General features: G+C 52.1%; 21 protein-coding genes. 14 read left to right on the top strand and 7 right to left on the bottom strand.

What is annotated here, in order from left to right:
* Window position 1 precedes the first annotated feature (1 nt).
* On the bottom strand, window positions 2-1,930 hold the full coding sequence (locus tag NST84_RS25745; protein WP_342562941.1) for an ATP-dependent DNA helicase: 1,929 nt from the start codon (window positions 1,928-1,930) through the stop codon (window positions 2-4).
* A gap of 305 nt (window positions 1,931-2,235) precedes the next feature.
* Between NST84_RS25745 and NST84_RS25740 the strand changes: the two genes are divergently transcribed.
* Window positions 2,236-2,829, top strand: coding sequence for a DUF421 domain-containing protein (locus tag NST84_RS25740; RefSeq protein ID WP_342562940.1), 594 nt, complete (start codon window positions 2,236-2,238; stop codon window positions 2,827-2,829).
* Window positions 2,830-2,894: 65 nt separating this feature from the next.
* Here the strand turns inward: NST84_RS25740 and NST84_RS25735 are convergent, their stop codons facing one another.
* Window positions 2,895-3,053: a stalk domain-containing protein gene (locus NST84_RS25735; protein WP_342562939.1), complete on the bottom strand. Its 159-nt coding sequence runs from the start codon at window positions 3,051-3,053 to the stop codon at window positions 2,895-2,897.
* A gap of 126 nt (window positions 3,054-3,179) precedes the next feature.
* Here NST84_RS25735 and NST84_RS25730 point away from each other — a divergent pair, with 126 nt between their 5' ends.
* Window positions 3,180-3,629: a hypothetical protein gene (locus NST84_RS25730; RefSeq protein WP_342562938.1), complete on the top strand. Its 450-nt coding sequence runs from the start codon at window positions 3,180-3,182 to the stop codon at window positions 3,627-3,629.
* A 42-nt stretch (window positions 3,630-3,671) separates the two neighbouring features.
* Window positions 3,672-4,379, top strand: coding sequence for an SDR family oxidoreductase (locus NST84_RS25725; protein WP_342562937.1), 708 nt, complete (start codon window positions 3,672-3,674; stop codon window positions 4,377-4,379).
* Window positions 4,380-4,399: 20 nt separating this feature from the next.
* Here the strand turns inward: NST84_RS25725 and NST84_RS25720 are convergent, their stop codons facing one another.
* On the bottom strand, window positions 4,400-5,194 hold the full coding sequence (locus NST84_RS25720) for a sulfite exporter TauE/SafE family protein (RefSeq protein WP_342562936.1): 795 nt from the start codon (window positions 5,192-5,194) through the stop codon (window positions 4,400-4,402).
* A gap of 184 nt (window positions 5,195-5,378) precedes the next feature.
* Here NST84_RS25720 and NST84_RS25715 point away from each other — a divergent pair, with 184 nt between their 5' ends.
* The 4 genes from NST84_RS25715 to NST84_RS25700 all read left to right on the top strand — a co-directional run bounded on the left by NST84_RS25715 (window position 5,379) and on the right by NST84_RS25700 (window position 8,481).
* Window positions 5,379-6,155 carry an NAD(P)-dependent oxidoreductase gene (locus NST84_RS25715; RefSeq protein ID WP_342562935.1) on the top strand — a complete coding sequence of 259 codons (777 nt, stop codon included), beginning with the start codon at window positions 5,379-5,381 and terminating at the stop codon, window positions 6,153-6,155.
* 64 nt (window positions 6,156-6,219) lie between these two features.
* Window positions 6,220-6,741 carry a GNAT family N-acetyltransferase gene (locus NST84_RS25710; protein WP_342562934.1) on the top strand — a complete coding sequence of 174 codons (522 nt, stop codon included), beginning with the start codon at window positions 6,220-6,222 and terminating at the stop codon, window positions 6,739-6,741.
* 168 nt (window positions 6,742-6,909) lie between these two features.
* A complete protein-coding gene (locus tag NST84_RS25705) occupies window positions 6,910-7,860 on the top strand; it encodes a ring-cleaving dioxygenase (protein WP_342562933.1) in 951 nt (316 codons plus the stop codon).
* Window positions 7,861-7,887: 27 nt separating this feature from the next.
* A complete protein-coding gene (locus tag NST84_RS25700) occupies window positions 7,888-8,481 on the top strand; it encodes a flavin reductase family protein (RefSeq protein ID WP_342562932.1) in 594 nt (197 codons plus the stop codon).
* A gap of 89 nt (window positions 8,482-8,570) precedes the next feature.
* On the opposite strand, the gene NST84_RS25695 is transcribed toward NST84_RS25700, so the two are convergent.
* The 3 genes from NST84_RS25695 to NST84_RS25685 are packed head-to-tail and all read right to left on the bottom strand — an operon-like array spanning window position 8,571 to window position 12,147.
* Window positions 8,571-9,968, bottom strand: a complete 1,398-nt coding sequence (locus tag NST84_RS25695) for an ATP-binding protein (RefSeq protein ID WP_342562931.1) — start codon at window positions 9,966-9,968, stop codon at window positions 8,571-8,573.
* Entirely contained in the window at window positions 9,962-10,657 is a 696-nt protein-coding gene (locus tag NST84_RS25690; RefSeq protein ID WP_342562930.1) for a response regulator transcription factor, read from the bottom strand. Before NST84_RS25690 ends, NST84_RS25695 begins: the two co-directional genes overlap by 7 nt.
* 14 nt (window positions 10,658-10,671) lie before the next feature.
* Window positions 10,672-12,147 carry a hypothetical protein gene (locus NST84_RS25685; RefSeq protein WP_342562929.1) on the bottom strand — a complete coding sequence of 492 codons (1,476 nt, stop codon included), beginning with the start codon at window positions 12,145-12,147 and terminating at the stop codon, window positions 10,672-10,674.
* Window positions 12,148-12,322: 175 nt separating this feature from the next.
* Here NST84_RS25685 and NST84_RS25680 point away from each other — a divergent pair, with 175 nt between their 5' ends.
* Window positions 12,323-13,009 carry a metallophosphoesterase family protein gene (locus NST84_RS25680; protein ID WP_342562928.1) on the top strand — a complete coding sequence of 229 codons (687 nt, stop codon included), beginning with the start codon at window positions 12,323-12,325 and terminating at the stop codon, window positions 13,007-13,009.
* 14 nt (window positions 13,010-13,023) lie between these two features.
* On the opposite strand, the gene NST84_RS25675 is transcribed toward NST84_RS25680, so the two are convergent.
* Window positions 13,024-14,064 carry a LacI family DNA-binding transcriptional regulator gene (locus tag NST84_RS25675; protein ID WP_342562927.1) on the bottom strand — a complete coding sequence of 347 codons (1,041 nt, stop codon included), beginning with the start codon at window positions 14,062-14,064 and terminating at the stop codon, window positions 13,024-13,026.
* A gap of 513 nt (window positions 14,065-14,577) precedes the next feature.
* On the opposite strand from NST84_RS25675, the gene NST84_RS25670 reads away from it, so the two are divergent.
* From NST84_RS25670 to NST84_RS25645, 6 genes are all read left to right on the top strand, one after another.
* On the top strand, window positions 14,578-15,435 hold the full coding sequence (locus tag NST84_RS25670; protein ID WP_342566523.1) for an ABC transporter permease subunit: 858 nt from the start codon (window positions 14,578-14,580) through the stop codon (window positions 15,433-15,435).
* Window positions 15,436-15,452: 17 nt separating this feature from the next.
* Window positions 15,453-16,334: a carbohydrate ABC transporter permease gene (locus NST84_RS25665; protein WP_342562926.1), complete on the top strand. Its 882-nt coding sequence runs from the start codon at window positions 15,453-15,455 to the stop codon at window positions 16,332-16,334.
* Between the two features lie 60 nt (window positions 16,335-16,394).
* The gene (locus NST84_RS25660) at window positions 16,395-18,005 is read left to right on the top strand and encodes an ABC transporter substrate-binding protein (protein ID WP_342562925.1); all 1,611 of its coding nucleotides are present in this window, start codon (window positions 16,395-16,397) and stop codon (window positions 18,003-18,005) included.
* Between the two features lie 114 nt (window positions 18,006-18,119).
* Window positions 18,120-19,604 (top strand): glycoside hydrolase family 32 protein, encoded by a 1,485-nt coding sequence (locus NST84_RS25655; protein WP_342562924.1) that lies wholly within the window; start codon window positions 18,120-18,122, stop codon window positions 19,602-19,604.
* 18 nt (window positions 19,605-19,622) lie between these two features.
* The gene (locus NST84_RS25650) at window positions 19,623-20,507 is read left to right on the top strand and encodes an ROK family protein (RefSeq protein WP_342562923.1); all 885 of its coding nucleotides are present in this window, start codon (window positions 19,623-19,625) and stop codon (window positions 20,505-20,507) included.
* Between the two features lie 109 nt (window positions 20,508-20,616).
* On the top strand, window positions 20,617-24,420 hold the full coding sequence (locus NST84_RS25645; protein ID WP_342562922.1) for a GH32 C-terminal domain-containing protein: 3,804 nt from the start codon (window positions 20,617-20,619) through the stop codon (window positions 24,418-24,420).
* Window positions 24,421-24,438 lie beyond the last annotated feature (18 nt).

The raw sequence follows: 24,438 nt of genomic DNA, 5'->3' as shown, positions 1-24,438 counted from the left end.
ACTATATACTGCGCTTTATTCTCTTCGCTTTCACAAACCGCTCCAGCACCCGGAAATCCTCGGTCACCTGCTTGAACGGCAAAGCCTCCAGCACCTTTCCCCGGTAATCCTTCCTGGCAGCAGCAGACAGCCGGGAGTCGAGGATGCTGAGCACGCCAAGGTCGGTTTCACTGCGGATCAACCGTCCGGTACCCTGTCTCAGGCGGAGCAGCATGTCCGGTACAAAGACCTCTTTTAACGGATTATGGGCCTTCGACGCCTTATATTCGTAGACGGGATCGGCCGGAACAGGAAAAGGCAGGCGGAACACGATCACCTGCGACAGGTCGGAGCCCTCGATATTGATCCCTTCCCAGAATACACCGGTGCTGAGCAGCACGCCTTTGCTGGCCCGGAAGTTAGCGATAATCTCATCCTGGGACGAGCCTTCTTTTTGCATATGCAGCGCCCAGCCCAGCTTCTCCGACCGCAGCTTCTCATGCACGTACTTCATATCCTCTTTTGCCGAAAACAGTACCAGCGTCCGACCCTCCGTTACATTGCAGAGCCTGAGCATTTCCTTGTACGCTGCTTCAAGATAATCCTTCCTGTTCTCGTGGTTGTAATAAGGAACACTGCCCGAAATGTACATCATGGTGTGGCTGTCGTAATCAAACGGGGAGGGCTGTCGCTCCATATAATCTCCCCTGTAACCAAGGGATTGTGTCAGATAAGCATACTGCTCCTCCAGCGTATCGCCGCCCTGGCACATTGTTGCTGACGTCAGGATGACAGAGGTTTTACTGTTGAATAAGGTGTGTTTGAGGAACTGGCTGATGTTTTTGGGACAGATGCTGACGGTGGCTTCCCGCTTCCCTTTGCTTGCCCAGATCAGATAGTTATCCTCTGCACCGGATAGTACTTCAAACAGCTCAATAAGTCCGTTCACAGCTTCAAAAGCATTGTCAATTTCCCGTTCATGCCGCGAGGTCAACACCGAAAGACTTAGACTGAATTCCTTCAGCACCTGCAATGCCCGGTTAAACGGAACCCCGGAGATTTGAGATACTTTTACCCGGTCGGTATCCTGTTTGGCGGTGTGCAGCAAATCCGTTTCGACCTGTTTGAAAATGCTGCCCAGGCAGCTTTTGATAAATCTGGCCTGTGTCATCAGGCTTTTCTCTCTCGACTGCTTAAAAAGAATCTGCAGCGTATCATCCAGCACACGGCCGGCTCCCCGAAAAGTGAATTCGAGTGTCATGGCATCCCGGACCTTGGCCTCCAGGTTATGCGCCTCATCGATGATGATCAGGGCGGGACGTTCCGTGATTAAGCCCTTGGTGCCTTCCTTTTTCTTGATCAGATCGCGGATCAGCAGATCCTGGTTAACGATAATAAAGTCCATGTCGCCGGTTTTGGCGCTGATTTTTGCCCTCATATCATAGAACGAGCAGGTGGTTCTGTAGCGGCATTGCTCAAATTTGCAGTCATTCACACAAACCTCGGACCATACGGCATCACTGATCCCGCCCTTAATATCCGCCCGTTCTTCAATCTCATAATTTAAAATCTGCTCAACTAGCTGCGGCAGCGGGGAGCTTGCATCCTCAGGCTTGTTCAAGCCCCCGGCCCTGTAGCGGCAGGCATATTGCCCCATCCCTTTTCCGACTACGGAACGGACCGTAGTAAATCCGAGCCGGCTCCCGATTACCCGCAGATCCTTAAGAATCTGTTCCGAGAGCTGGATGGAGGAGGTGGCGATAATAACCGGCTGCTGCGAGATATGGTTAATTAACAGACCGGGGATCAGGTAGGCAAAAGATTTACCGATGCCGACGCCAGCCTCGATCATAGCGTTACGCCCGTTAATATAAGCCTCCGCGATATCCAGCGACATATCCTGCTGCCCGGTCCGTTCCCTCAGGCCGATTCTGGGAAACCGGTCGTACATCCGGAAGATGGCATTGACCAGAGCGGGCTCGATGTCCTTCTTCTGCTCCCGTTTCTGTAATTTATAAAGATCACTTAACCAGCTGATGACAATCGCCCCTTCTCTATTTCAATGCACCTTTACCGGTAGATTGATTTTTTGGGTCAAACTGTAATTATCTCCGATAGAGGCTGGACAGTCAAGCCGGTTGTCAGGGGAATTGAGTTCATCAGCGCTCTGTAACTGTAAAAGTGCATAATCAGGGCCTGAGCAGCAAAGAATATCCAGATTAATCCTAAATGCAGTATCTTGAAGGAGACAAGATAATGAATGATATTTGGAATGAGATCTGGAAGGCTCTGGTTCTGATTATATTTGGCATGCTGGTGCTCAGGCTGTCCGGCAGAAAATCCATCTCACAGATGACCATTCCGACGACGATTGCGATGATCTCGATCGGGACGATTATCGTGGAACCGATCGCAGATCATCATATCCTGATTACGATGGCGGCTGCCGCAGTGTTTATCATCGTACTGATTGCGGTGGAGTGGCTACAGTTGAAATGGAGTTTGTTTGAGCGGCTGATTAAGGGACCTGCGGTCATCGTTATTAAAGACGGCCGGGTCCAGAATCAGAATCTGCGGAAGCTGAGACTTACACTGGAGGCGCTGGAGATGAACCTGAGGGAGCAGGGGATTTCCCGGCTCAGTGATGTGAAGACAGCGACGATTGAGCCTAACGGGATGCTGGGTTATGAGCTTCAGGATGCGGCGAAGCCGGTGACCCTGGCTCAGGTGGAGGAGCTGCTGGCCAAGTACTTGAGCGGTACAGGAGCCGGGCACAGTGCGGCAGCACAGAAAGAGCAGGGGCCTGAAAGCCCGGACGAAAATCTGTTTGAGCAGATTAAAGAAGGCTGATGTTCTGTGAAAATAAAATGTCGGACTATATAAAGCAGTCGCTGTTGTTGAACTAACGGTTCCCGTTATGCTGCTTCATTTTTGAAAATCACGACCCTATGCTTGCTTCCCATATATTCAACGGAAGCATTTAACTGCTCAGCCACAAATCGAATAGGAACGAACTGCCGTTCTTTCAAAAGTAAAGGAGCTTCTTGCATCACCGTTTGCTGGTTACTGTCCAACGAATCGTTTTACCATCCTTTTTGAGAACGATCAGTAAAAATAATTATTTACCGATCGTTCCCATTATGCTAAGATAGGTTCAAAAGCAAGGGAACAGGCAATACATAATGCAGATATTAGAATGATTGTTCCCGTATAAAAAGCTGAAGGGACTGGCGGAAATGAACTACTTTGAGTCGGTACATGGTTTGGTAGCATGGGATGAACGGCTGCAGAGCGTAAAGATTGAGTGGAACGGTTTTTCTCACGGAGACGGGTTTCAGGCGATTCTGATGCAGGGAGCAGAGCTGCTAAGAAAGAAGCAAAGCGGCAAGGTGCTGATGGATATCCGGCAGGGCTCGGTAATCAAGGAGGAGGATAAAGCATGGATGGCAGATTTTTTTGTACAGCATGTGTATAAAAGCGGCCTGCAATTTCTCGCAATGATTGAGCCGGGCAGTGTGGTCGCCAAATTAAGCGTGAACCGTGCCGTAAGCGCACAGGGTCAGCTGCCGTATCAGCAGCAAAGCTTTAGTGACTTGAACGAGGCTGTACGGTGGCTGAATGCGGCCGGAAATTATGCGGTTGTGGTCTGATAATACTAGAACGTTCATTCTCATAAATCAGGAGGAATTCAAATGAGTCATACCATTGCACTTGTAACAGGAGCGGGCAAGGGAATCGGATTCGAGGTAGCAAGACAGCTGGGCCAGCAGGGAATTACGGTACTGGTGTCTGCACGCACCAAGGCCGCTGCCGAAGAAGCCGCAGATCAGCTGAAGGAGGAGGGCATCGAAGCAGTTGGCGTAGAGCTTGAAGTGACAGACAGAGCGCATATTGCTGCACTAGCCAGATGGATCGACGAGCAGTATGGCAAGCTGGATGTGCTGGTGAACAATGCTGGAATCCTGGCGGAAGCTACAGAAGCTGAGGATGCTTTTGAAACTACATTTGCGGTCAACACATTTGCGCCGTATCACATTACCGAGGCTCTGCTGCCGCTGCTGCTTAAAAGTGAGGCCGGCAGAATTGTTAATCAGAGCAGTGCTCTAGGTTCCATTGCGTTTCAAGTGAGCAATGAGCTGGCACAGCGGATCGCAACGCCTGCCTACGCTGCATCCAAAGCCGCACTTAATATGCTCACTGTATACTGGGCCAATAAATACAAGGATACCCCGCTTAAAATTAATACGGTGCATCCCGGTCTGGTAAAAACCCGGATGGGCGGCGACAAAGCCGAGCTGACGCCTGAGGAAGGTGCCAAAACAGCTGTCCGTTATGCCACTTTGCCGGCGGACGGGCCAACGGGAGGTTTCTTTTACTTGGAGGAACGGCTGCCCTGGTAAGCCCAGCCCGTGGCCGGAATTTATTTCACTATAAGCCGGGCAGCTACAATAATCAGGAAGACCGCCAGCAGACGGAGCAGCAGCTTGGCCGGCAGGCGTTTGGCCAGCCGGGCGCCGAGCTGGCCGCCGATAATCGCGCCGGGCGCCAGGCATAATACCATGATCCATTCAATATTCTGCAGGTAGGCATGTGTAGATGTGCTGACAATTGCAGACAGGAAGATCTGCAGCATGGAAGTGGCAACCGCAATATGCGTCGAGAAGCCGAGCAGCAGTGTCATGGTCGGCACCATCAGGCTGCCGCCGCCTACGCCGAACAGGCTGGCCAGGAAACCGACAAAAAAGCTGATTATAACACCGGTAGGCATATGATAGGCATACTCAAACCGGTTGCTCCCGGCATCCATAAAGCTCCGCTTGACCGTGGGATTAAACGGCAAGGTCAGGGGCTTTTTCGGCTTGAACAGTAGCAAAAGTGCAATCAGAATCAGAAAAATGCCGAAGCTGACAAAGAAGGTTCTGCCTTCAACCTGTTCAGAGAGCAGCGCCCCGACTATTGAACCCGGAATGGAAGCGGCTGCGAACCAGAGGGCTGCCTGGTAATCGATTCTTTTTTGTTTTGCATACACATAAGTGCTGGAAATGGAGTTGAACAGCAGCATGGCCATTGAAGTCCCGGCCAAATGAGCGGTTGGCAGATCCGGATACATAAAGGCTAGTGCAGGTACGACGATAAATCCGCCGCCAAGCCCCACCAGAGAGCCGGAGATGCCGGCAGTAAGTCCGAGAATGAATAGAAGCAGATAGGTTAGCACTCAGCAGCTCCCTTTCTTTTGTGAAGATAATCACTGTTAACTTTCCCACATTTCTGCGAAAGTAGTTATTAGACTTTTGTACCCATTTTAGCAGGAGGAATATCGTCAGGTATAGTTTCTTTACTCTGCGGGTAATAACTAACAGCACAATTGCCCATGAACGGAGAAAAGGAGCTGGTTAACCGTGAAACGGAAACTGCTTGTAACAGGAGCATCTGGTGTTATAGGAAATACTATTTATAAAGGTTTGAAGAATGACGTCCGGTATGAGGTCATCGGGACAGATATTCAGGAGGATGCTGCACAGGGGATCGTCCAAATGGACATTGCCGATGAAGACCGGATTGCCGAGCTTACGCAGGGTATCGATACGGTACTGCATTTTGCCTGGATTAAGGATGAAGATGATTTTCTGGGAAAGGTGCTGCAAGGGAATGTAGCCGGTGCTTACAAGCTGTTCGATGCTGCAGTGAAAAGCGGCGTTAAGCGGATTGTCTTCGCCAGCTCCAATCATGCCACCGGCTTCTATAAGACGAATGAGCAGGTTGACCCGTCTGACCCTTACCGGCCGGACAGCTTGTACGGGCTGAGCAAATGCTATATTGAGCTGCTTGGCCGCCTGTATGCTGATCAGGGCAAAATCTCCTCCTTTAATATCCGTATCGGCAACTTTCCGGGGGATGACCGTCCTCATTCGGAGCGTGCGGGTCATATCTGGATTTCCGAACGTGACATGCTGCAGCTGGTCATCTGTTGTATCGAGGCCGATGAAGCCATGCAGTATCTGAACCTGTATGGTACATCTGCCAACAGCGATAACTATTATGATATCGCTTACCTGGAGGAGCTGATCGGCTACAAGCCGCAGGATGACGGTGCGGAGCTGCTCGAGCAGGCTAAGACGCAGGGAAGAGACATCCGCCGGGACGAAACGGTCTATCAGGGCGGGCAAAAAGAATAAAGTAAGCAGAGGAAAAAGGCTCCGCGTTGCGGGGCTTTTTTAAAGAGAAACGGGGCGCTGACAATTGATTCTCAAAATGACAGAGGCGAATAGGGCCGACTATAACAAGCCGAATGAAGAATTTCCGGTTACCGGCCGGATTTTCCCCAAGTATGATAACGGTGTGTGGACGTATACGGAAGAGAAACTGCCAGAACCTTATATGAAGCGTTATGCAGATGAGGAGATAGGTGCAGCTTATATAGAAGAAGAGAGTAAAGCCGTATTTTTGTATTATGAGGGTGAACATTGTCTCGGACGGATCAGGCTGCGTGCTAATTGGAACGGATATGCGATGGTCGAGGATATTGGCGTGGCCGGCAGCCGGAGGCAGCAGGGAATTGGAAGCCGGCTTATGGATCAGGCGGTGCAATGGGCACAGCAGCACAAGCTGGCCGGCCTGATGCTGGAAACGCAGGATGTAAATGCTGCCGCATGCGGCTTCTATGCCCGTTACGGCTTTATCATCGGCGGGGTAGATAACATGCTGTACTCTAATTTTTCGACTGCCGATGAGCAGGCAATTTTCTGGTATTATAAATTTTAATGAAAATATCTTGACTTTAAGATAAAAAGGGAGTAAATTGAGATCAAGAAGTTATCTTAACTTAAAGATAATTTCCAGGTAATATCTTAAAGTTAAGAATCTTTAAAATATAATATCGTATGAAATGTAACCTTTGAATTAACACTACCATTAAAGGAGTCGGTTATAATGACTAATGCAGCAGCAAAACAAACAATGGGGATTCACCATATTACAGCGATTGTCGGACATCCGCAGGAGAATATGGATTTTCACGCAGGGGTATTGGGCTTGCGTCTGGTCAAGCAAACAGTCAACTTTGATGATCCGGGCACTTATCATTTCTACTTCGGCAATGATGGAGGCAAACCGGGCACGATCATTACGTTCTTCCCTTGGCCTGGAGCTTACAAAGGAAAAATCGGCGGCGGACAGGTTGGGGTAACAACGTACATTATCCCTGTGGGCGCGATGAGCTTCTGGAAAGAGAGACTGGCAAAGTTCAAGATTGCTTTTACGGAGCTGGAACGGTTCGGCGAGCAGGTGCTTGAATTTGATGATCCGCACGGATTGCATCTGGAGCTGGTGGAACGCCAAGCCGGAGAATTGAATAACTGGACTTTCGGAGGCGTTACTCCTGAAGTTGCCATCAAAGGCTTCGGCGGGGCTACCCTGCTGTCCACTGATCCGGAAGCAACGGCAGAGCTGCTGGAGCAGGTATTGGGTCTTACGTTCATCGGACGGGAAAATGATATCGCACGCTACCATTCTGCAGCTGACCTCGGCAATGTCATTGATCTCAAAATGACCGCTGTACAGCGCGGCGAAATGGGTGTCGGCACGGTGCATCATATTGCCTGGAGAGCAAAGGATGATCAGGATCAGCTGGATTGGCAGAGCTATGTGCATGATCACGGATATGGTGTAACGCCTGTGCAGGACCGGAATTATTTTAACGCGATTTATTTCAGAGAGCATGGGGAAATTCTGTTTGAGATTGCGACAGATCCTCCCGGCTTTGCTCATGACGAAACGCCTGAAACCATGGGTACGGAGCTGAAGCTGCCTGCCCAGTATGAGCCGCACAGAGGACAGATTGAACAGGTTCTGGTTCCGTTCCAGATCAGAGAGCTTGACTAAATTAACCTGAAGAGAGGGATGAAGGGTATGCTCGCGATAGACCCGGCAGGCAATACGGAAAGGGACAATTATAAGCTGCTCGTCGGCAGCATTATTCCTCGGCCGATTGCCTTTGTAACAACGTTATCCCTGGGCGGGGTGCTGAACGGTGCACCCTTCAGCTATTTCAATATCGTATCATCGAATCCGCCGATGATCTCCCTGTCCATTCAGCATGCGGCAGGCAAGCCGAAGGATACGGCACGTAATATAATGGAACGCCAGGAATTTGTCGTGCATATTGTGGACCGGGACAATGTAGAGCAGGTCAACATGACCGCAGCTCCCCTTGGACCGGATCAAAGTGAAATTGCGCTTGCAGGAATGACACCAGTCCAAAGCGCCCTGATAGCTGTGCCGGGAGTCCAGGAAGCGAAGGTAAGAATGGAATGCGTGCTGGAGCGTACGGTAGAGTTCCCGGGCTTCGAACTGCTGATCGGCAGAGTCGTCCAGTTTCATGTTGCCGATGACATCTATAATCAGGGCAGGATTGATCCGCTCAAGCTGGCGGCGGTCAGCCGGCTGGCCGGTAATCATTATGCCGGGATCGGGGAGATTTTTGAGATTGAACGGCCTGTCTAAAAGAATATGTTGAACAGGAAAAAGCCGGTCATCAACCGGCTTTTTCCTGTTTGTAAGCAGACTTTGTAAGCAGACCTGATTCTATTCAGCTACTGTATAATATAACGCGGAAGCTCGACAATCACTGATGTTCCGATCGTGAACTCACTTTCAATCTTCAGCTGCCCGCCGTGGAGCCCGATGATCTCCTTGCAGATGGCCAGTCCCAGACCGCTGCCGGACTGGCGCGAGCGGCCCTTGAAGAATTTGGTGCCGAGCTTCTCCAGATCAGCGGCTTCAATGCCTTCTCCGGTGTCCGTTACGGTTACAACAATCAGCTCCTCCTGCTGGGCGGCGGTAATACTTACCGCACCCTCAGCCGGAGTGAACTTAAAGGCGTTGTCCAGCAGATTGACAAATACCTGCTTCAGCCGGTTGAAATCACCGTTAACCGGCAGCGGCTGGTCGGGAATATCGGCGTAGAGCCGGATCTGCTTCGTCTGCCCGCGGTACCGGAACTGCAGCAGCAGATCCTCCAGCAGCCCCCGGAGATCATACGGCTGCAGATCAACCGTAATCTCCCCGGCCTGAAATTTGGAGAAATCAAGCAGATCCTCGACCAGTCCGATCAGCCGGTCTGTTTCTCCGGTCATTACCTCGAGACCCTGCAGGGTCTCTTTTTTATCGGACAAATCACCCATAAGCAGCGTCTCACCCCAGCCTTTGATGGAGGTCAGGGGAGTACGCAGCTCATGCGTGACGGATGAGATGAAGTCGTATTTAATTTTTTCGCTCTTGAGGATTTCCTCGGACATATAATTGAGCGTGACCGCCAGCGTCCCGATCTCGTCATTATGCTGCTTCGCCGCCTTGGCTGTAAAATTTCCGGTCGCCATCTCCTTGGCTACCGTGGTCAGCTGCCGGATCGGGCCGACAATCCGTTTGGCAATAATCAGGCTGAGCACAAAGCCGAACAGGATGACAAGCAGCCCCACCCATACCGCGTTCAGCACAATCGTGACAATGACATCGTATAAGGGCTCTGCCGAAACGGAATACCGCAGCACGCCGATATTGGTACCCGCTTCCTTGATCGGCAGGGAGACGGCCATAATCCGTTCCCCGCCCACGGGAGTAAGACTCTGATAGCTTCCCTTTCCGCTGCTTAGCGCGGTTCTCACATCTGGCGTATCAATCCTCTCAGAGCTGGAGAAGCCGAATGAGTTGATGATCACATTGCCTTCAGTGTTAAGAACCTCGACCTTGCTGCTCTCTTCCGTGGAGAGGTTCTCCAGAATGTATCTTGCCCGCTCATTGATCGAATAGCCCTCCAGATACTTGTTGAAAAAGGTAGCGGAGGTCGTAGCCCGTGAAGACAGGGTCTCCATCGCACTGCCCAGGTAATAATAGTGGACAGCTGCAATAAACACCCCTTCCAGCAGCAGGACGATCAGGAGCAGGACAAGCGTGATATAGGTGATAAGCCGTGCCCTGATCCCTCTCAGCAATGTTGTACCCTCCATAAATAGCCGAAGCCCCACACCGTTTCCAGATATTGCGGCCCCGTGGCGTCCTGGCCGATTTTTTGGCGGATCCGGCTAATATTGACGTCCACGATTTTGAGCTCCCCCATAAAATATTGCCCCCAGACCGATGTCAGAATATCATCGCGGTTAACCGCCTTATTGGGCTGCTCCATCAGCAGCTTAACAATAGAAAACTCAGTGGGTGTGAGCGAAATCTCTACCCCGTCCTTCAGCAGCTTCCGCTCATCGGGCATCAGGGTGAAAGGGGGGAGCTGGATACTGTTTTCCTGCAGCACCGCTTCCCCGGGATAGATGCGCCGGTACAGTGAGCGGACCCGGGCCAGCAGCTCGACCGGGCTGAAGGGCTTGATTACATAGTCGTCCGCCCCCGAATCCAGGCCCATTACCTTATCGATTTCCTGGCTTTTGGCGGTCAGCATGATGATGCCCAGCCGGGGGAATTCCCTGCGCAGCATGGCGCATACCTCAAAACCGCCGATTCCGGGAAGCATCAGGTCGAGAATGGCAATGTCAAAATCCCTCTGTTCCCGCGCTGCCGCGAGTGCTGCTTCGCCCGTGGCAGCTTCGGTCACCTCGAAACCGGCCCGCTTCAGATTCACCTGTAAAAAATCGCGTATCGGCTTCTCGTCTTCCAGTACCAGCACCTTCATGGACAACCTCCTAATCAGTACACCGGCGGCTGCGGTGTGCCGGCCAGCTGCCGGACCTCTTCCAGCGACAGCTTCAGCTGGTTGTACTCCTGCAGTAGGGAGCCGCTCAGCTTGCCGGCTGCATTATCCGCAGGCAGCACAGCAACCAGCACGGTAGGTGCCGCAGCATCCTCTGTATTCTGCAGTTCATAGAGCATGGTGTAAATCCTATTCTCCGCCTTCAGCCTGGCCTCCGTGCTTTGCCACTCCTGCTTAGTCAGTAGCCGCAATTCAAGCAGTGTTGCCCGCGATCCAGAGCCGGTATCTTTGTAGCTGAACCGGATATTTTTCCACGGCTCCGGAGACTCCTCTGCAATCTCAAGCGCATATTTGCCTTTCCAGCTCTGCGGAATATGGAAATTAAAGCCCCATCTGTCGAATTGCTCTTCCGTAAAGACAAGGCCGGTTTGTCCGTCCCACTGATAATATTTAGTGATGAACGGAGTGGCCAGCGGAGCCATACTCTCTGTGCCGGCAGGCGGAACAAGGAAGCCGATTTCCACTATGCCGTCGCGATTCACATCCGTGCTGTACAGCGGATAATCCTTGATCGCCATATTGCTTACGCCAAGCTTGCTGTCAGCTTGGGGAGCCAGAGGCGTAAGTGTGATATTGCCGCTGTCCGAAAGCTCTTCATGATGATAATCATCTGCTGCAAGTATATCAATAAACTTGCCGTTTTCCCAAGTCAGAAGGGAAGTATAGGAAGAATGTGCGCCGATTGCCACATCTACGAACAGAGCGTTGGCGCCGGGAGCCGCTTTGGCGAACTGGGCCTGAATGATGGCTCCGTCAAAAGCCTGGTCGGATATGCTCTGCTGCTGCCCGCCTGCCAGCCGGAATAACTGCAGTCTTGCACTGGGCTGCATATCGGTGGTAAAGGTCGTCTGGAACAGGGCGACATCTGTTTGCCCGCTGCCGGTCAGGTCGCCTACCGCCAGATGGTCATAAGGCTGCTTGAGGATTTCGGACATGGCACCGTCCTTTAAACTATAGACGGCCAGCTCCTTGCTGAGGCCTTTGCCGCCGCTGAAGCCCAGCAGCACATCGGGCTGTCCGTCTGCTGTGACATCAACGAATTGCACATAATCCAGTTCACTGCCGACTCCGGTGATGGCAGTCAGCTTGTTCCATTCACCGCCGGTTTGTGACAGGACAAGGGTGTTGACTTCAAAATCGGTTTTATCCGTTTTATAGAAGGCCATAATCTCATTCTGGCCGTCCTTGTCCAGATCCTGCAGTTGAATGGCGCTTCCTGACTCGGAATGAACGGGGACAGTCAGATGGGAGCCTGCCGGAAGAAATGATTTTACAATACTGGTAATAGTTCCGTCTGCATTGCCCTGTGAAGGGGGGCGGAGCAGATCACTGGGCGCTTTAGGTGCGCCGCAGCCTGACGTTATTAACGTTAATAATAAAATGGCACCGAGGCCTAAACCTGATTTATTCATAAGGGTACAATCTCCTTTGCTGTATCTGTGGCTAGTATATCCCAACCGTGTGGCAAAGTAGTTGCAAAATGGTAAAGGTTGCGCTGTCTGCCAAGCGGCCGGCTTGGTATGATTAAGTAAAATAGCAGGTGTGCGGGTTATAAGGATGGAGGAGAAAAGGATGCGGAAATTTTTCATGACTGATATTCATGGGGACCTGAAGGGACTGAAGCAGCTGCTTAAAAAGGCGGAGGTGGCGCCTGGACGGGATCAGCTTGTGTTCGGGGGAGATATGATTAACCGCGGAAAACATTCGGCCGGCGTGGTCAAACTGGTTAAGCAGCTCACAGAGCAGTACCCGGATCATGTTCATGCGGTTATCGGCAATCATGAAGAGATGATGGGGGATTATCTGGTGCAGGGGGACAAGCTCTGGCTAAGCCACGGGGGGCGTGAGACGCTGAAAAGCTTCGCTGCCGAATTTCCCGATGAAGGGGTCCGGCAGAAGTATATGGTGTGGGCCTGTTCTTTGCCTTTGTATTATGAGGACGACGAATATGTATATACCCATGCCGGACTGAATCCCGGTCAGCCGCTGGATCAGCAGAACCGGGATATCCTGTGGATGAATGAGCATGATTTCTATCATCAGCCGCGGGCGGAGCTGCTTGCCTTAACAGGCGGAAAGCCCGTCATACACGGGCATACTCCGGTAGAGCGGATTTATTCGGACGGAGCCAGAATGAATTGCGATCTGGGCTCGAATACATACTCCGTGCTGGATGAACGGGCGCTCGGACTGGTCAATCTGACGGAGATGACGTATCTCGTGTATAAGCAGGCTAAGCAGACTCTTGAGGAGCGGCGAATCGGACGGTATTAGGATGATTGACGAATCTAAAAAAATTCCGGCGTTGATTCTCTTATAACCGGCCTCGTGCTGATATGGCTGACCTGATAGGGCTGCTCCGGACTTTTGATCCGGGAGAGCAGCAGTTCGGCGGCCTTGATCCCCATTTCCGTGCTGTAAATATGGACGGTGGTCAGATGAGGCTCGATGATGCACGCCTCGGGACCGTCATCGAACCCGCAGACGGCGATATCGCCCGGGATGGAATAGTTCGACTGCTTCAGGGCCTTCATCATATTGACGGCGATATAGTCATTGGCACAGATAAAGGCCGAGGGGAGCTCCGGCATGGCCTGTAATTTCCCGGCTGCCCATTCAGGTGTTGCGAAGAACAGGCGGTCCTCCTCCAGGATACATTGCTCCGTTCGTAGAGGGATTCCCGCTGCCGAAAGGGCGCGGTTGAAGCCCGACCACCGTTCATTAAAGCTCATGCAATGATTGTAGTCCCCGATAAACCCGAGGGTTGTGTAACCGCCATCAATTAGCTTTTTGGTAAGATGATAAGTACTGTGCTCGTTCTCCATCAGCAGAATATCCGCCTGGAGTTCCGGGTAGCATACATGTGCGGAGCAGTCGATAAAGATCGTCGGAACGCCGAGGTCCGTGATCAGCCTGCTGTATTCCAGATTGAACAGCTCGATACAGATGATACCATCTACATTATCCACATCAAAATTATTAGGGAGCGTCAGAGATTTCTGTTCGATTTCCCGTATGATGTGAATGGACAAATTGTAGCCCTCCGCACTGATGTGCTTCTCCAGGCCGCTGATCAGGGTTGAACCGAAGTGGGAGGTATTCGGCAGATTCTCGGTTAAGAGAGCAATGTTCCGGGAACTCTTGGGCAGGACATTCTCCGGCTCTATTAATGAAAACTGCTTATACTTTAACTCAATCGCCTTCTTGATGACCTTGTTTCTGGTTTCCTCAGGCAGGCCTTCCGTGCCGTTCAAGGCTTTGGAGGCCGTATTTCTGGAGATGCCCAGCGCATCGGCGATATCCTGGATCGTTACTTTTCCCCGTGCCATATATGTAAGCTCACCTCTATATTAATGTTTCTCTTCGTCTACTCCCTTAAATGTATAATAGTTTTAGCAAAATAGCAAATTATATTTTACAAATGCACAAATTAGTTTACAAAATATCATTTCTTATTTGGACGAATTTAAGGGTTATACTGTGAGAAAGCCGCTTTTCAGGTTTATAGAGGAGGTTTTTTTAACAAAAGTTAGCTTTTCTCGCTTTTTGTCAAAAGAAACGGGAGGAATAAGAATGAAATTATGTTCAAATGAACAAAATTAATTTTACAAAATGTATTGACTGATGGTTATTGATTTGATAAATTGTAAAGGAACCAGAGGGCATTTGCACTGAAATGTAAGCCTTTCAACAATGTCCCCCGAGCTTTGAACTATAAATCATGTACATGAACGGAGGTAAAGGCATTGCAAAATTCAATAGAAGCGGATTCCCGGCGCGTGACGGCGGTGAGGAAGAGCTCCTTGCCGGAATATTTGAAGAAGCATTATTTCCTGTATCTTATGCTGGCCCCGGCGCTGATCCTGACCCTGATTTTTAAATACGGTCCTATGTATGGTGCGGTTATCGCCTTTAAGGATTTTAGCCCGATCAAAGGGATTCTGGGCAGTGAATGGGTGGGACTATACAACTTTGAGAAATTCCTGTCTTCCCCGAACTTCGAGGTTATTTTTATGAATACGCTTAAATTGAGCTTTTTCGGCCTGATTCTAAGCTTTCCTGTGCCGATTCTGCTTGCCCTGATGCTCAATCAGATCCGCCGCGCCGGGGTCAAAAAGAACATTCAGCTTTTCCTCTATGCACCTAACTTTATATCCGTTGTGGTTGTTGTAGGGATGCTGTTCATCTTCCTCTCTCCAACAGGGCCGATCAACCAGCTGTTCAGCTGGATTAACGGGGAGCCGGTGATGTTCATGTCGCGTCCGGAGTATTTCCGCTGGATCTACATCCTTTCCGACATCTGGACGGGTGCGGGCTGGGCTTCCATCATCTATGTAGCCGCGCTTGCCAATGTGGACCCTGAGTTACATAACGCAGCCAACCTGGACGGTGCGAATCTGCTGCAAAGAATCCGGCATATTGACCTGCCGACCATCAGGCCGATTATGGCGATTGTGTTCATTCTTGCCGCGGGCGGGATCATGTCGATCGGCTTTGAAAAGGCTTATCTGATGCAGACGGCGACGAACCTGCCAACCTCTGAGATTATTCCAACCTATGTGTACAAAATCGGCCTGCAGTCGGGCGACTACGCTTACTCAGCCGCAGTGGGACTGTTCAACTCGGTTATCAATGTTATTTTGCTGATTACAGTGAACTTCACCGTGAAGAAGCTGAATGAGGGCGAAGGCCTTTATTAGGAAAGGAGCAACCAATCATGTTCGTTAAACATTCGCGGCTGGATCGCTTCATGCTCGCGCTGAACGCAGCCTTTTTGACACTGGCCGTGCTGGTGGTCATTCTTCCGCTAATCTATGTAGTGATCGCCTCCTTCATGGACCCTTCGGTCCTGCTGAGCCGGGGCATTTCATTTAAGATTTCTGACTGGTCTGTTGAAGGCTATAAGATGATCCTTACCAATCCTGCAATGCTGCGGGGATTTGCAAACGCTGTTTTTTATGCCTCCGCCTTTGCGCTGCTGACCGTTACGGTCTCTGTATGCGCGGGCTATGCCTTGTCGGATGACCGCCTGAAGGGGAAGGGCTTGTTTATGACGCTGTTCCTGTTCACGATGTTCTTCGGCGGCGGCCTTGTCCCGACTTATCTGCTGGTTAAAAATCTGGGGCTGCTGGATACGGTCTGGGCTGTCATCATCCCCGGAGCGGTCAATGTATGGAATATTATTTTGTCCAGAACCTTCTTCAAAGGGGTGCCGAAGGAGCTGAAGGAGGCGTCCAATGTGGACGGGGCCTCGGAGATGAGGATTTTCTTCAGCATCGTATTGCCGCTCTCCAAGCCGATCATTTTCGTGCTGGCGCTGTATGCCTTTGTCGGCCAGTGGAATTCGTACTTCGACGCCATGATCTATCTCGATAATCCTGCTCTTCACCCGCTGCAGCTCGTGCTGCGCTCAATCCTGATCCAGAACCAGGTGGACCCGGGCATGATCAGTGACCAGCTGGCGGCGGCTGAAATGAAGCGTCTGTCAGAAATCATCAAATACGCTGCGATCGTAATTTCAAGCCTCCCGCTAATCATTATGTATCCGTTTTTCCAGAAGTATTTTGAAAAAGGTGTCATGGTCGGCTCCATTAAATAGGAAGCAGGCTGCACATAGATAATTTCTTTTCATTTATTTTTACTTTGGAGGTCATATCCGATGAAAAGCTCAACACGTACAAAAGGTTTGTCAAAAGCAGCTTCTGCCTCTGTCCTTGCTTCCTTCATGTTTCTTGCTGCATGCGGCAGCGGGGGAGGCAGTGCTGCCAGTGAGCAGCAGGACCCTGACGGCAAAGTCACCCTGAACTTCATTACGCAAAGCTCTGCACTGGCCCCGGCCGATCCGAACGACAAGCTGATCAATAAACGGCTTGAAGAAAAAACAAATGTGCATATCAACTGGAAGAACTTCACGAATGATGTGTTTGTAGAAAAAAGAAATCTGGCCGTAGCCAGCGGCGATCTTCCGGATGCTATTTTTAACGCGGATTACAGTGACTATGAGCTGCTGAAGCTGGCTAAGGACGGCACGATCATTCCGCTGAATGACCTGATTGAGCAGAACATGCCCAACTTTAAAAAAGTGCTGGAAGAAGCTCCCGAGTACAAAAGTATGATCACAGCGCCTGACGGTAACATCTACGCCTTCCCCTGGATTGAAGAGCTGGGGAACGGCAAGGAAAGAATTCAGGCAGTGGACAGTATGCCGTGGATCAATGTGGAATGGCTGAAAAATCTGGGCCTCGACATGCCAACGACTACCGAAGAATTGAAGCAGGTGCTGATTGCTTTCAAGACCCAGGACCCGAACGGCAACGGCCAGGCCGATGAAATTCCGCTTTCCTTCATTAATAAGCCTGGTGCGGAGGATCTGGTGTTCCTGTTCGGATCATTCGGGCTCGGCGAGAACCCCGACCATGCGGTGGTAAGCAATGACGGTAAAGTAGTCTTTACCGCTGCCGAAGAAGGCTATAAAGCTGCTGTAAAATTTATTAATGAGCTGTACAAAGAAAAGCTGATCGATATCGAAGCCTACACCCAGGACTGGAGCACTTATCTGGCCAAGGGGAAGGATCAGAAGTACGGCCTTTATTTCTCCTGGGATAAGGCGAATATTTCCGGTGCGAACGATGCCTATGAGGTGATGCCGCCGCTGGCCGGACCGGACGGTGAAGTGAATGTAACCCGGACGAACGCCCTGGGACTGGGCCGCGGAAAAATGGTCGTAACCAGTGCCAACAAAAACCTGGAAACCACGGCGAAATGGGTCGATCAGCTGTATGATCCGGTCCAGTCTGTACAGAACAACTGGGGAACCTACGGGGATGATACCCAGCAGAACATTTTTGAATTCGATGAAGCTGCAGGGATGCTGAAGCATCTGCCGCTGGAAGGCACCGCTCCGGTTGAGCTCCGTGAGAAAACAAGCATCGGCGGACCGCTGGCGATTCTGGATTCCTACTATGGCAAGTACACTACGATGCCGGATGATGCCAAGGGCAGAATGGATATCGTCAAAAACATCATGGCTCCGAAAATGAAAGCGGAGAACGTCATGCCAAGCGTATTCCATTCCATTGACGAGCTGGACCGTCTGACGACCATTGAAACCGACCTGTTCGCCTATGTGCTCAGAATGCGCACCGAATGGTATCAGAACGGCAAAATTGATGCCGAGTGGAACGACTATCTCAAGGAGCTGGACCGCCTTGGCCTGCAGGAATGGCTAAAGATCAAGCAGGGCGGTTACGACAGAGCAACGGGGAAGTAGTATATACAAAATAAAAATAATGATTGAACTGGAATCTTGAGAAAAGGGAGCTGAGCCAGACCTTTTCTCTAAATTCCCGGTTCAATCTATCCGGGAGAAAAGGAGAAATCATATATGTCAGCAATCACAGAGCAAAACTACCGGGGTGCCTATCACTTTTCACCCCAGAAGAATTGGATGAACGATCCGAACGGGCTTGTATATTTCGAAGGGGAGTACCACTTGTTCTTCCAGCATCACCCGGACGGTATGAGTATGGGGGAGATGCACTGGGGCCATGCCGTCAGCAGGGACCTGATCAACTGGGAAGAGCTGCCGGTTGCGCTGGTGCCGGATGAACTGGGCATGATTTTTTCGGGAAGCGCCGTTGTGGACTGGAAAAATACGACGGGCTTTTTCGGGGATAAGCCGGGGCTCGTAGCGATCTTTACCCATCACCTGAACATGCCGGAGGGACAGCCCGCCGTTCAGTATCAAAGCATTGCGTACAGCAAGGATAACGGCAGAACCTGGATCAAATATGCCGGAAATCCGGTGCTGACCCACGACAGCTTCATCGATTTCCGTGATCCCAAGGTCTTCTGGGATCATGATGCCAGCCGCTGGGTGATGATCGTGGCCTGCGGCCAGACGGTGTGCTTGTACCACTCGCCTGATCTGATTCACTGGACCTTCGCCAGCGAATTCGGTGCCGGGATCGGCTCGCATGATGGAGTATGGGAGTGCCCGGATCTCTTCCCGCTGCCGGTTGATGGAGACAAGGATAACGTTAAATGGGTGATGCTTGTGAGCATTGGTGCTGATCCGGCCTTTGAGGAAGGCTCCAGAACGCAGTATTTCACAGGCAGCTTCGACGGGGCCGTATTCATGCCTGACGAAGCCTCGCAGCGCATCCGCTGGGTGGATTACGGCAGGGATAATTATGCCGGGGTGAGCTGGTCCGATCTTCCTGAAGAAGACGGAAGACGCCTGTTTATCGGCTGGATGAGCAACTGGATGTATGCTCCGCAGACACCGACGGAAGGCTTCCGCGGCGCAATGACGATTCCCCGTGAGCTTTCACTGGAAACAAGAAACGGGGAAGCAGCGCTCATCCAGAAGCCTGCCAAAGAGCTGGAAGCAGCACGTACCCCGGTCCTGTCCCTTAAGAATGCTTCGGTGCAAGAAATTAATGCGGCCTGCGCCGGGCTTGAACTGGACGCCTACCTCATAGAGGCGAAGCTTCCGCGCGGTACGTCTGCCGGCTTCCGTTTAAAAGCAGGTGCGGGGGAGCATACCGTTGCCGGGATTAATGCGCAGACGGAAGAAGTGTACGTGGACCGCAGTGCTTCCGGGAAGACTGATTTCCACAGTCTGTTCGCGGGGGTTCATGCTGCGAAGCTTGCGGCACCGGCTGAAGTCTATGATTTGACTATTTATGTAGACCGTTCCTCGGTGGAGGTATTCGCGGGCGGCGGTCAAGCGGTTATTACGGAACTTATTTTCCCGGGGCCTGCCTCCGCCGGTCTGGCTGCCTTTGCAGAACAGGAAGAGCAGGTATTCCTGTCGCTGGAGCTTTATGAGCTGGCCTCATCTGCCGCAGCCGGCGGCAGGAAGTAAGCGGGAGGTGAAGTCTACATGCGTATAGGAGCTATAGAAGCAGGCGGAACCAAATTTATCTGCGGCATCGGGGATGAGCACGGACGGATTGAGGATCAGATCAGCTTCCCGACCGGCCATCCGGATCAGACGATACCTCAAGTAATTGATTATTTCCGGGACAAAGGGGCAGAAGCCATCGGGATCGGATCGTTTGGACCGATTGATATCCGCCTGAATAGCCCGACCTATGGTTACATCACGACCACGCCCAAGCCGGGCTGGGCCAATTATGATCTGCTCGGGACCTTGAAGCATGCTTTTCCGGTTCCGCTGGGCTGGGATACCGATGTTAATGCTGCAGCCTATGGCGAGGTGAAATGGGGGGCGGCCCAGGGGCTGTCCAGCTGCCTGTACATTACCGTGGGGACGGGGATCGGTGTCGGTGTCTATGCCGGGGGGCAGCTGGTTCATGGTCTTGTGCATCCTGAGGGCGGGCATGTTCCGACGAGACGGCATCCGGAGGATCATTATTCCGGAAGATGCCCCTATCACGGGGACTGCCTCGAGGGAATGGCCGCAGGGCCAGCTATTGAAGCCAGATGGGGGGCAAAGGGGCATGAGCTTCCTGCCGGGCACAAGGCATGGGAGATTGAAGCCTTCTACATTGCCGAGTCCGTAACCCAGGCTGTCCTGCTGCTCTCCCCGGAGAAAATCATACTCGGCGGCGGCGTTATGCAGCAGTCCCAGCTGTTCCCGCTGGTCCGGGAGGCCGTGAGCCGGAATCTTAACGGATATGTCAGTGCGGATGCTATTCTCACGCAAATGGATGAGTATATTGTGGCTCCGGGTCTCGGACAGCAGGCCGGATTATGCGGTGCGCTGGCCCTGGGTCTTGCAGCAATGGACAAAAACCTGAAGTAGTTCAATCTATTATTGAAATAACAACAGACAAGGCCGGAGTGATGCAGAAGCAGCAAGCCGGCCTTGTGTTTCATTATGGACTATCATTTAGAGGAAAAGAGGTAGAAGGATGAACCGTAAAGCGAAATTAGGGCTGAAAATTCTGCTGAGTGCGGGACTCATATTCACTTCGGCAGAGGTAACACCATTCCATTCTGAGGCAGACAGGGCTGAAGCGGCAGAGCGGGCCACAGGCCAAGGAAGCGAGGGGGAGACGAGTATTTTTGAAACCGCTACCAAACTGAATACTAATTTGACGGGATGGTACACAGCCGGAAAAGGCAAACAGGAGAACACAGCGGAAGGACTTTTGCTGACCTCGGACCAGCGGGAAAATGTGGCGGCTTTATCGCGGGCTTCCGCAGATGATTTTATTTATGAAGCGGATGTGATGATCAAAGAGGGGCAGCCCGATGCCTCGCTGCTGTTCCGCTCAAGCGGTGACGGGAAACAGGCCTATATGCTGCAGATTGTGCCGCAAGCCGGTGTGATCCGTCTAAGGGATGCGGCACATGGAGCCGGCAGCCTGCAGGAGGAACGCCAGGTTCCTCTGGCTCAAGGCGAAATTTATCATCTGAAGGTGAAGGCCCAGGGCTCCTCTTTGAAAGTGTATTGGGGGAACCAGTATATGCCGGTAATCGATATTGAGGACGATACGTATTCCTCCGGTCAGCTTGGACTCCACGTCTGGGATGGGGCTGTATTGTTCCAGAACATTCTGGTGAGTGATCTGCAGGGGAATCTCGGGTCGGTGCTGGCCAGCAAGGGCCATTGGCAGCCGGATCTGAACGGTAAAAAGGGCTCCTCCGGCAATCAGGGCAAAGCGCTGCTGCTCTATGACAGGCCTGCCGCCGATTTCGTGTATGAAGGACAGATTTCCCTTCCTTTGGATGGCACTGCCGGCCTTGTTTTCCGGTCCGCTTCGGACGGCTCGGGCGGATACGAAGCCGCTCTGGTTAAGACAGGCAATCAGCTCCGTGTCCGTTTAACCAAAGCGGACGGGACGGTGGTTGCTACCTCAAGCCGCACTTACCCTGGTGTAGCCGGGGCCAAACATGCGGTGGAGGTACAGGCGAAGGGGAGCCGGATTCAGATTTTTGTGGACGGTTATACTCCGGCGGCTATTGATGTCACTGACAGCTCATATGTATCCGGGAACTCGGGGCTGGTCGTAAACAGCGGAACTGCCTATTTTCAGCATACTTATGTAACAGATTTCGCCAGCTATAATAATGAAAAATACCGGCCGCAGTACCATTACACCCCGATGCGCGGTTCCGTCAGTGATCCGAACGGGCTGGTCTATTTTGCGGGAGAATATCATCTGTTCCATCAGGACGGGGGAACCTGGGCGCATGCAGTCAGTACAGATATGCTAAATTGGAAGCGCCTCCCGATTGCCCTCCCGTGGAATGATTATGGGCATGTCTGGTCCGGGTCTGCCGTAGCCGATCTGGATAACTCCTCGGGTTTGTTCGGGGATTCGGGCGGCCAGGGGCTGCTCGCCTACTACACCTCCTACAATCCGGATGCCGCCAACGGCAACCAGCAGATTGGTCTGGCTTACAGCAAGGATAAGGGACGCACCTGGGAGTATGCCAAAGAACGTCCAATCGTGATAGAGAATCCCGGAAAGAACGGGGAGGACCCCGGGGGCTGGGATTTCCGCGATCCCAAGGTAGTGCGCGATGAAGCCAATAACCGCTGGGTGATGGTCGTCTCGGGCGGCGATCATATCCGCTTTTTCACCTCAACCAATCTGCTCGACTGGACGTTAACCGATAATTGGGGGTACGGGAGCTATATCCGCGGCGGGGTATGGGAATGCCCAGATCTATTCCCGCTTACGGTGCAGGGGACCTCAGAGAAGAAGTGGGTGCTGATGATCAGCACAGGAGCGAATCCGGCAACGGGCGGATCGGATGCGGAATATTTTGTCGGGAATCTGACAGCTGAGGGGAAATTCGTTAATGATAATCCGGCGGGAACGGTGCTGAGAACCGATTTTGGCAAGGAGTTCTATGCGTCCATGTCCTTTTCGGATATGCAGGATGGACGGAGAGTGCTGCTGGCGTGGATGTCGAACTGGGATTATCCGTTCGCCTTTCCGACAACGGGCTGGAAGGGGGAGCTGACGGTTCCGAGAGAAGTTGCACTGATCCGGACGGGTGACGGGCTCCGGCTGGCCCAAAGCCCGGTTAAAGAGCTGGAATCGCTGCGCAGCCCGCTCTATTCGGTCTCCGGGAAGAGCGTTTCTCCTTCTTCCCAGAATCTGCTGAAGGGCATCACTGCCGGAGCGTACGAACTGGAAGCCGAGGTGGAGATTCCCGCCGGCAGCAGTGTATCAGAGTTCGGATTTAATGTGCGGGAGGGCGAAGGCGTGAAGACGGTTGTGGGTTACAAGCCGGGCGGGAGCACGGTATTTGTAGACCGTTCCCTGTCTGGAGTGACCGATTTCTCCAGCCTGTTCAGTACCAGACATGAAGCGCAGGCATTAGCGGAGAACGGCCGGATCAAGCTGCGTATTCTGGTGGATGAAGCCTCGATTGAGGTGTTTGTGAACGGCGGGAAGGCCGTGTTCTCGGATGTCATTTTCCCGGACCCGGCCAGCCGGGGTATGAGCTTTTATACCAAGGGCGGCAATGTAAAGGTGGTCTCATTAAAGGCTTACAAGCTGGCTTCGGTATGGAATACCGGGGTGGATGTCTCCACCGGGATCATGATGGATACCAGCGAACGTGAGCTGAGTGCCGGTCAAAGTGTAACCCTGCAGGCCGCGGTAGAAAACGGACCCGGCAACGGCGCAAATCCGCTGAAATGGGCAACGAGCAATCCCGGGGTTATAGCGATACAGCAGGCCGGTAATTCCGGTGCGGTGATTAAGGCGGTACAAGCCGGAACAGCTGTTATTACGGCAGCCACCCCCAATGGAAAAGCAACTGCAAGTGTCCGTGTGCAGGTCTTTGGAGGGGAATTCCGGACCAGCCTCAGCGGCTGGACGAAGGATCTGGCCAGGGCCCCGTGGCTGGCCGGTGAAGACGGCATCCGCGGAAGCTACTCCGGCGATGCCCAGTATATTGCGGCAGAACAGGCGGGAGACTTCATCTATGAAGCTGATATGAAGCTTGGCAGTGCAGGGGGAGCAGGCTCTCTTCTGTTCAGGGCAAGTACGGACGGTCGCAGCGGTTATTATCTGAATCTGGACCCGAATATGAAGTCGTTCCGTTTGTTTTACAAGATCGGCGGGCGCTTTGAAGAACGGCAGGTGCTGGCCCGGGTGCCGGCCTTCATTCAGCCGGACCGGGTATACCGTCTGAAGATACAAGCAGACGGCCCTCATATTACAGTGTACCTGGACGGGCAAAAACTGATGGATGTGCAGGACGGTACCTTTGCCGAGGGGCATTTCGGTCTGCATGTATTCGGGGGAACGGCTTCCTATCAGAACGTAAATGTGAGCGGTGCTGTACCGGCGAAGCTGGAGGCTTCAAGCCTTGTAAATGAAGCTTCCCGGAAATCCCTGTATACAGGCAGCCTGACGAATGGTGAGCCCGTAACAGTCAAAGCTGCCGGTGCAGCGTCAGACCAGAAATGGATATTTGTGCCGACCGGCGATGAAGCAGGCTCCTATTCCATCCGTACAGCCTCCGGCCAGGCCCTTGACTTGAACACCGGGCAGAATGTCATCCAGCTCTATTCATACCTGGGCTACGATAATCAGCGCTGGATCATCCGGAGAAATGAGGACGGTTCAGCAGCGATCCTCTCGCTTCACAATCATCTGGCGCTGACGGTTTCAGCAGACGGATCAGGTGTAAGCCTTGCAGCTCCGCAGGCTGGTGCAGCAGGCCAGAAATGGAAGCTGAGCTTCTGAACGGCTTAAACAATAAAG

It is taken from the genome of Paenibacillus sp. FSL R7-0345, assembly GCF_038595055.1.
In the GTDB taxonomy this organism is placed as follows: Bacteria; Bacillota; Bacilli; order Paenibacillales; family Paenibacillaceae; genus Paenibacillus_AQ.
This window is presented reverse-complemented; position numbering and strand designations above follow the sequence as displayed.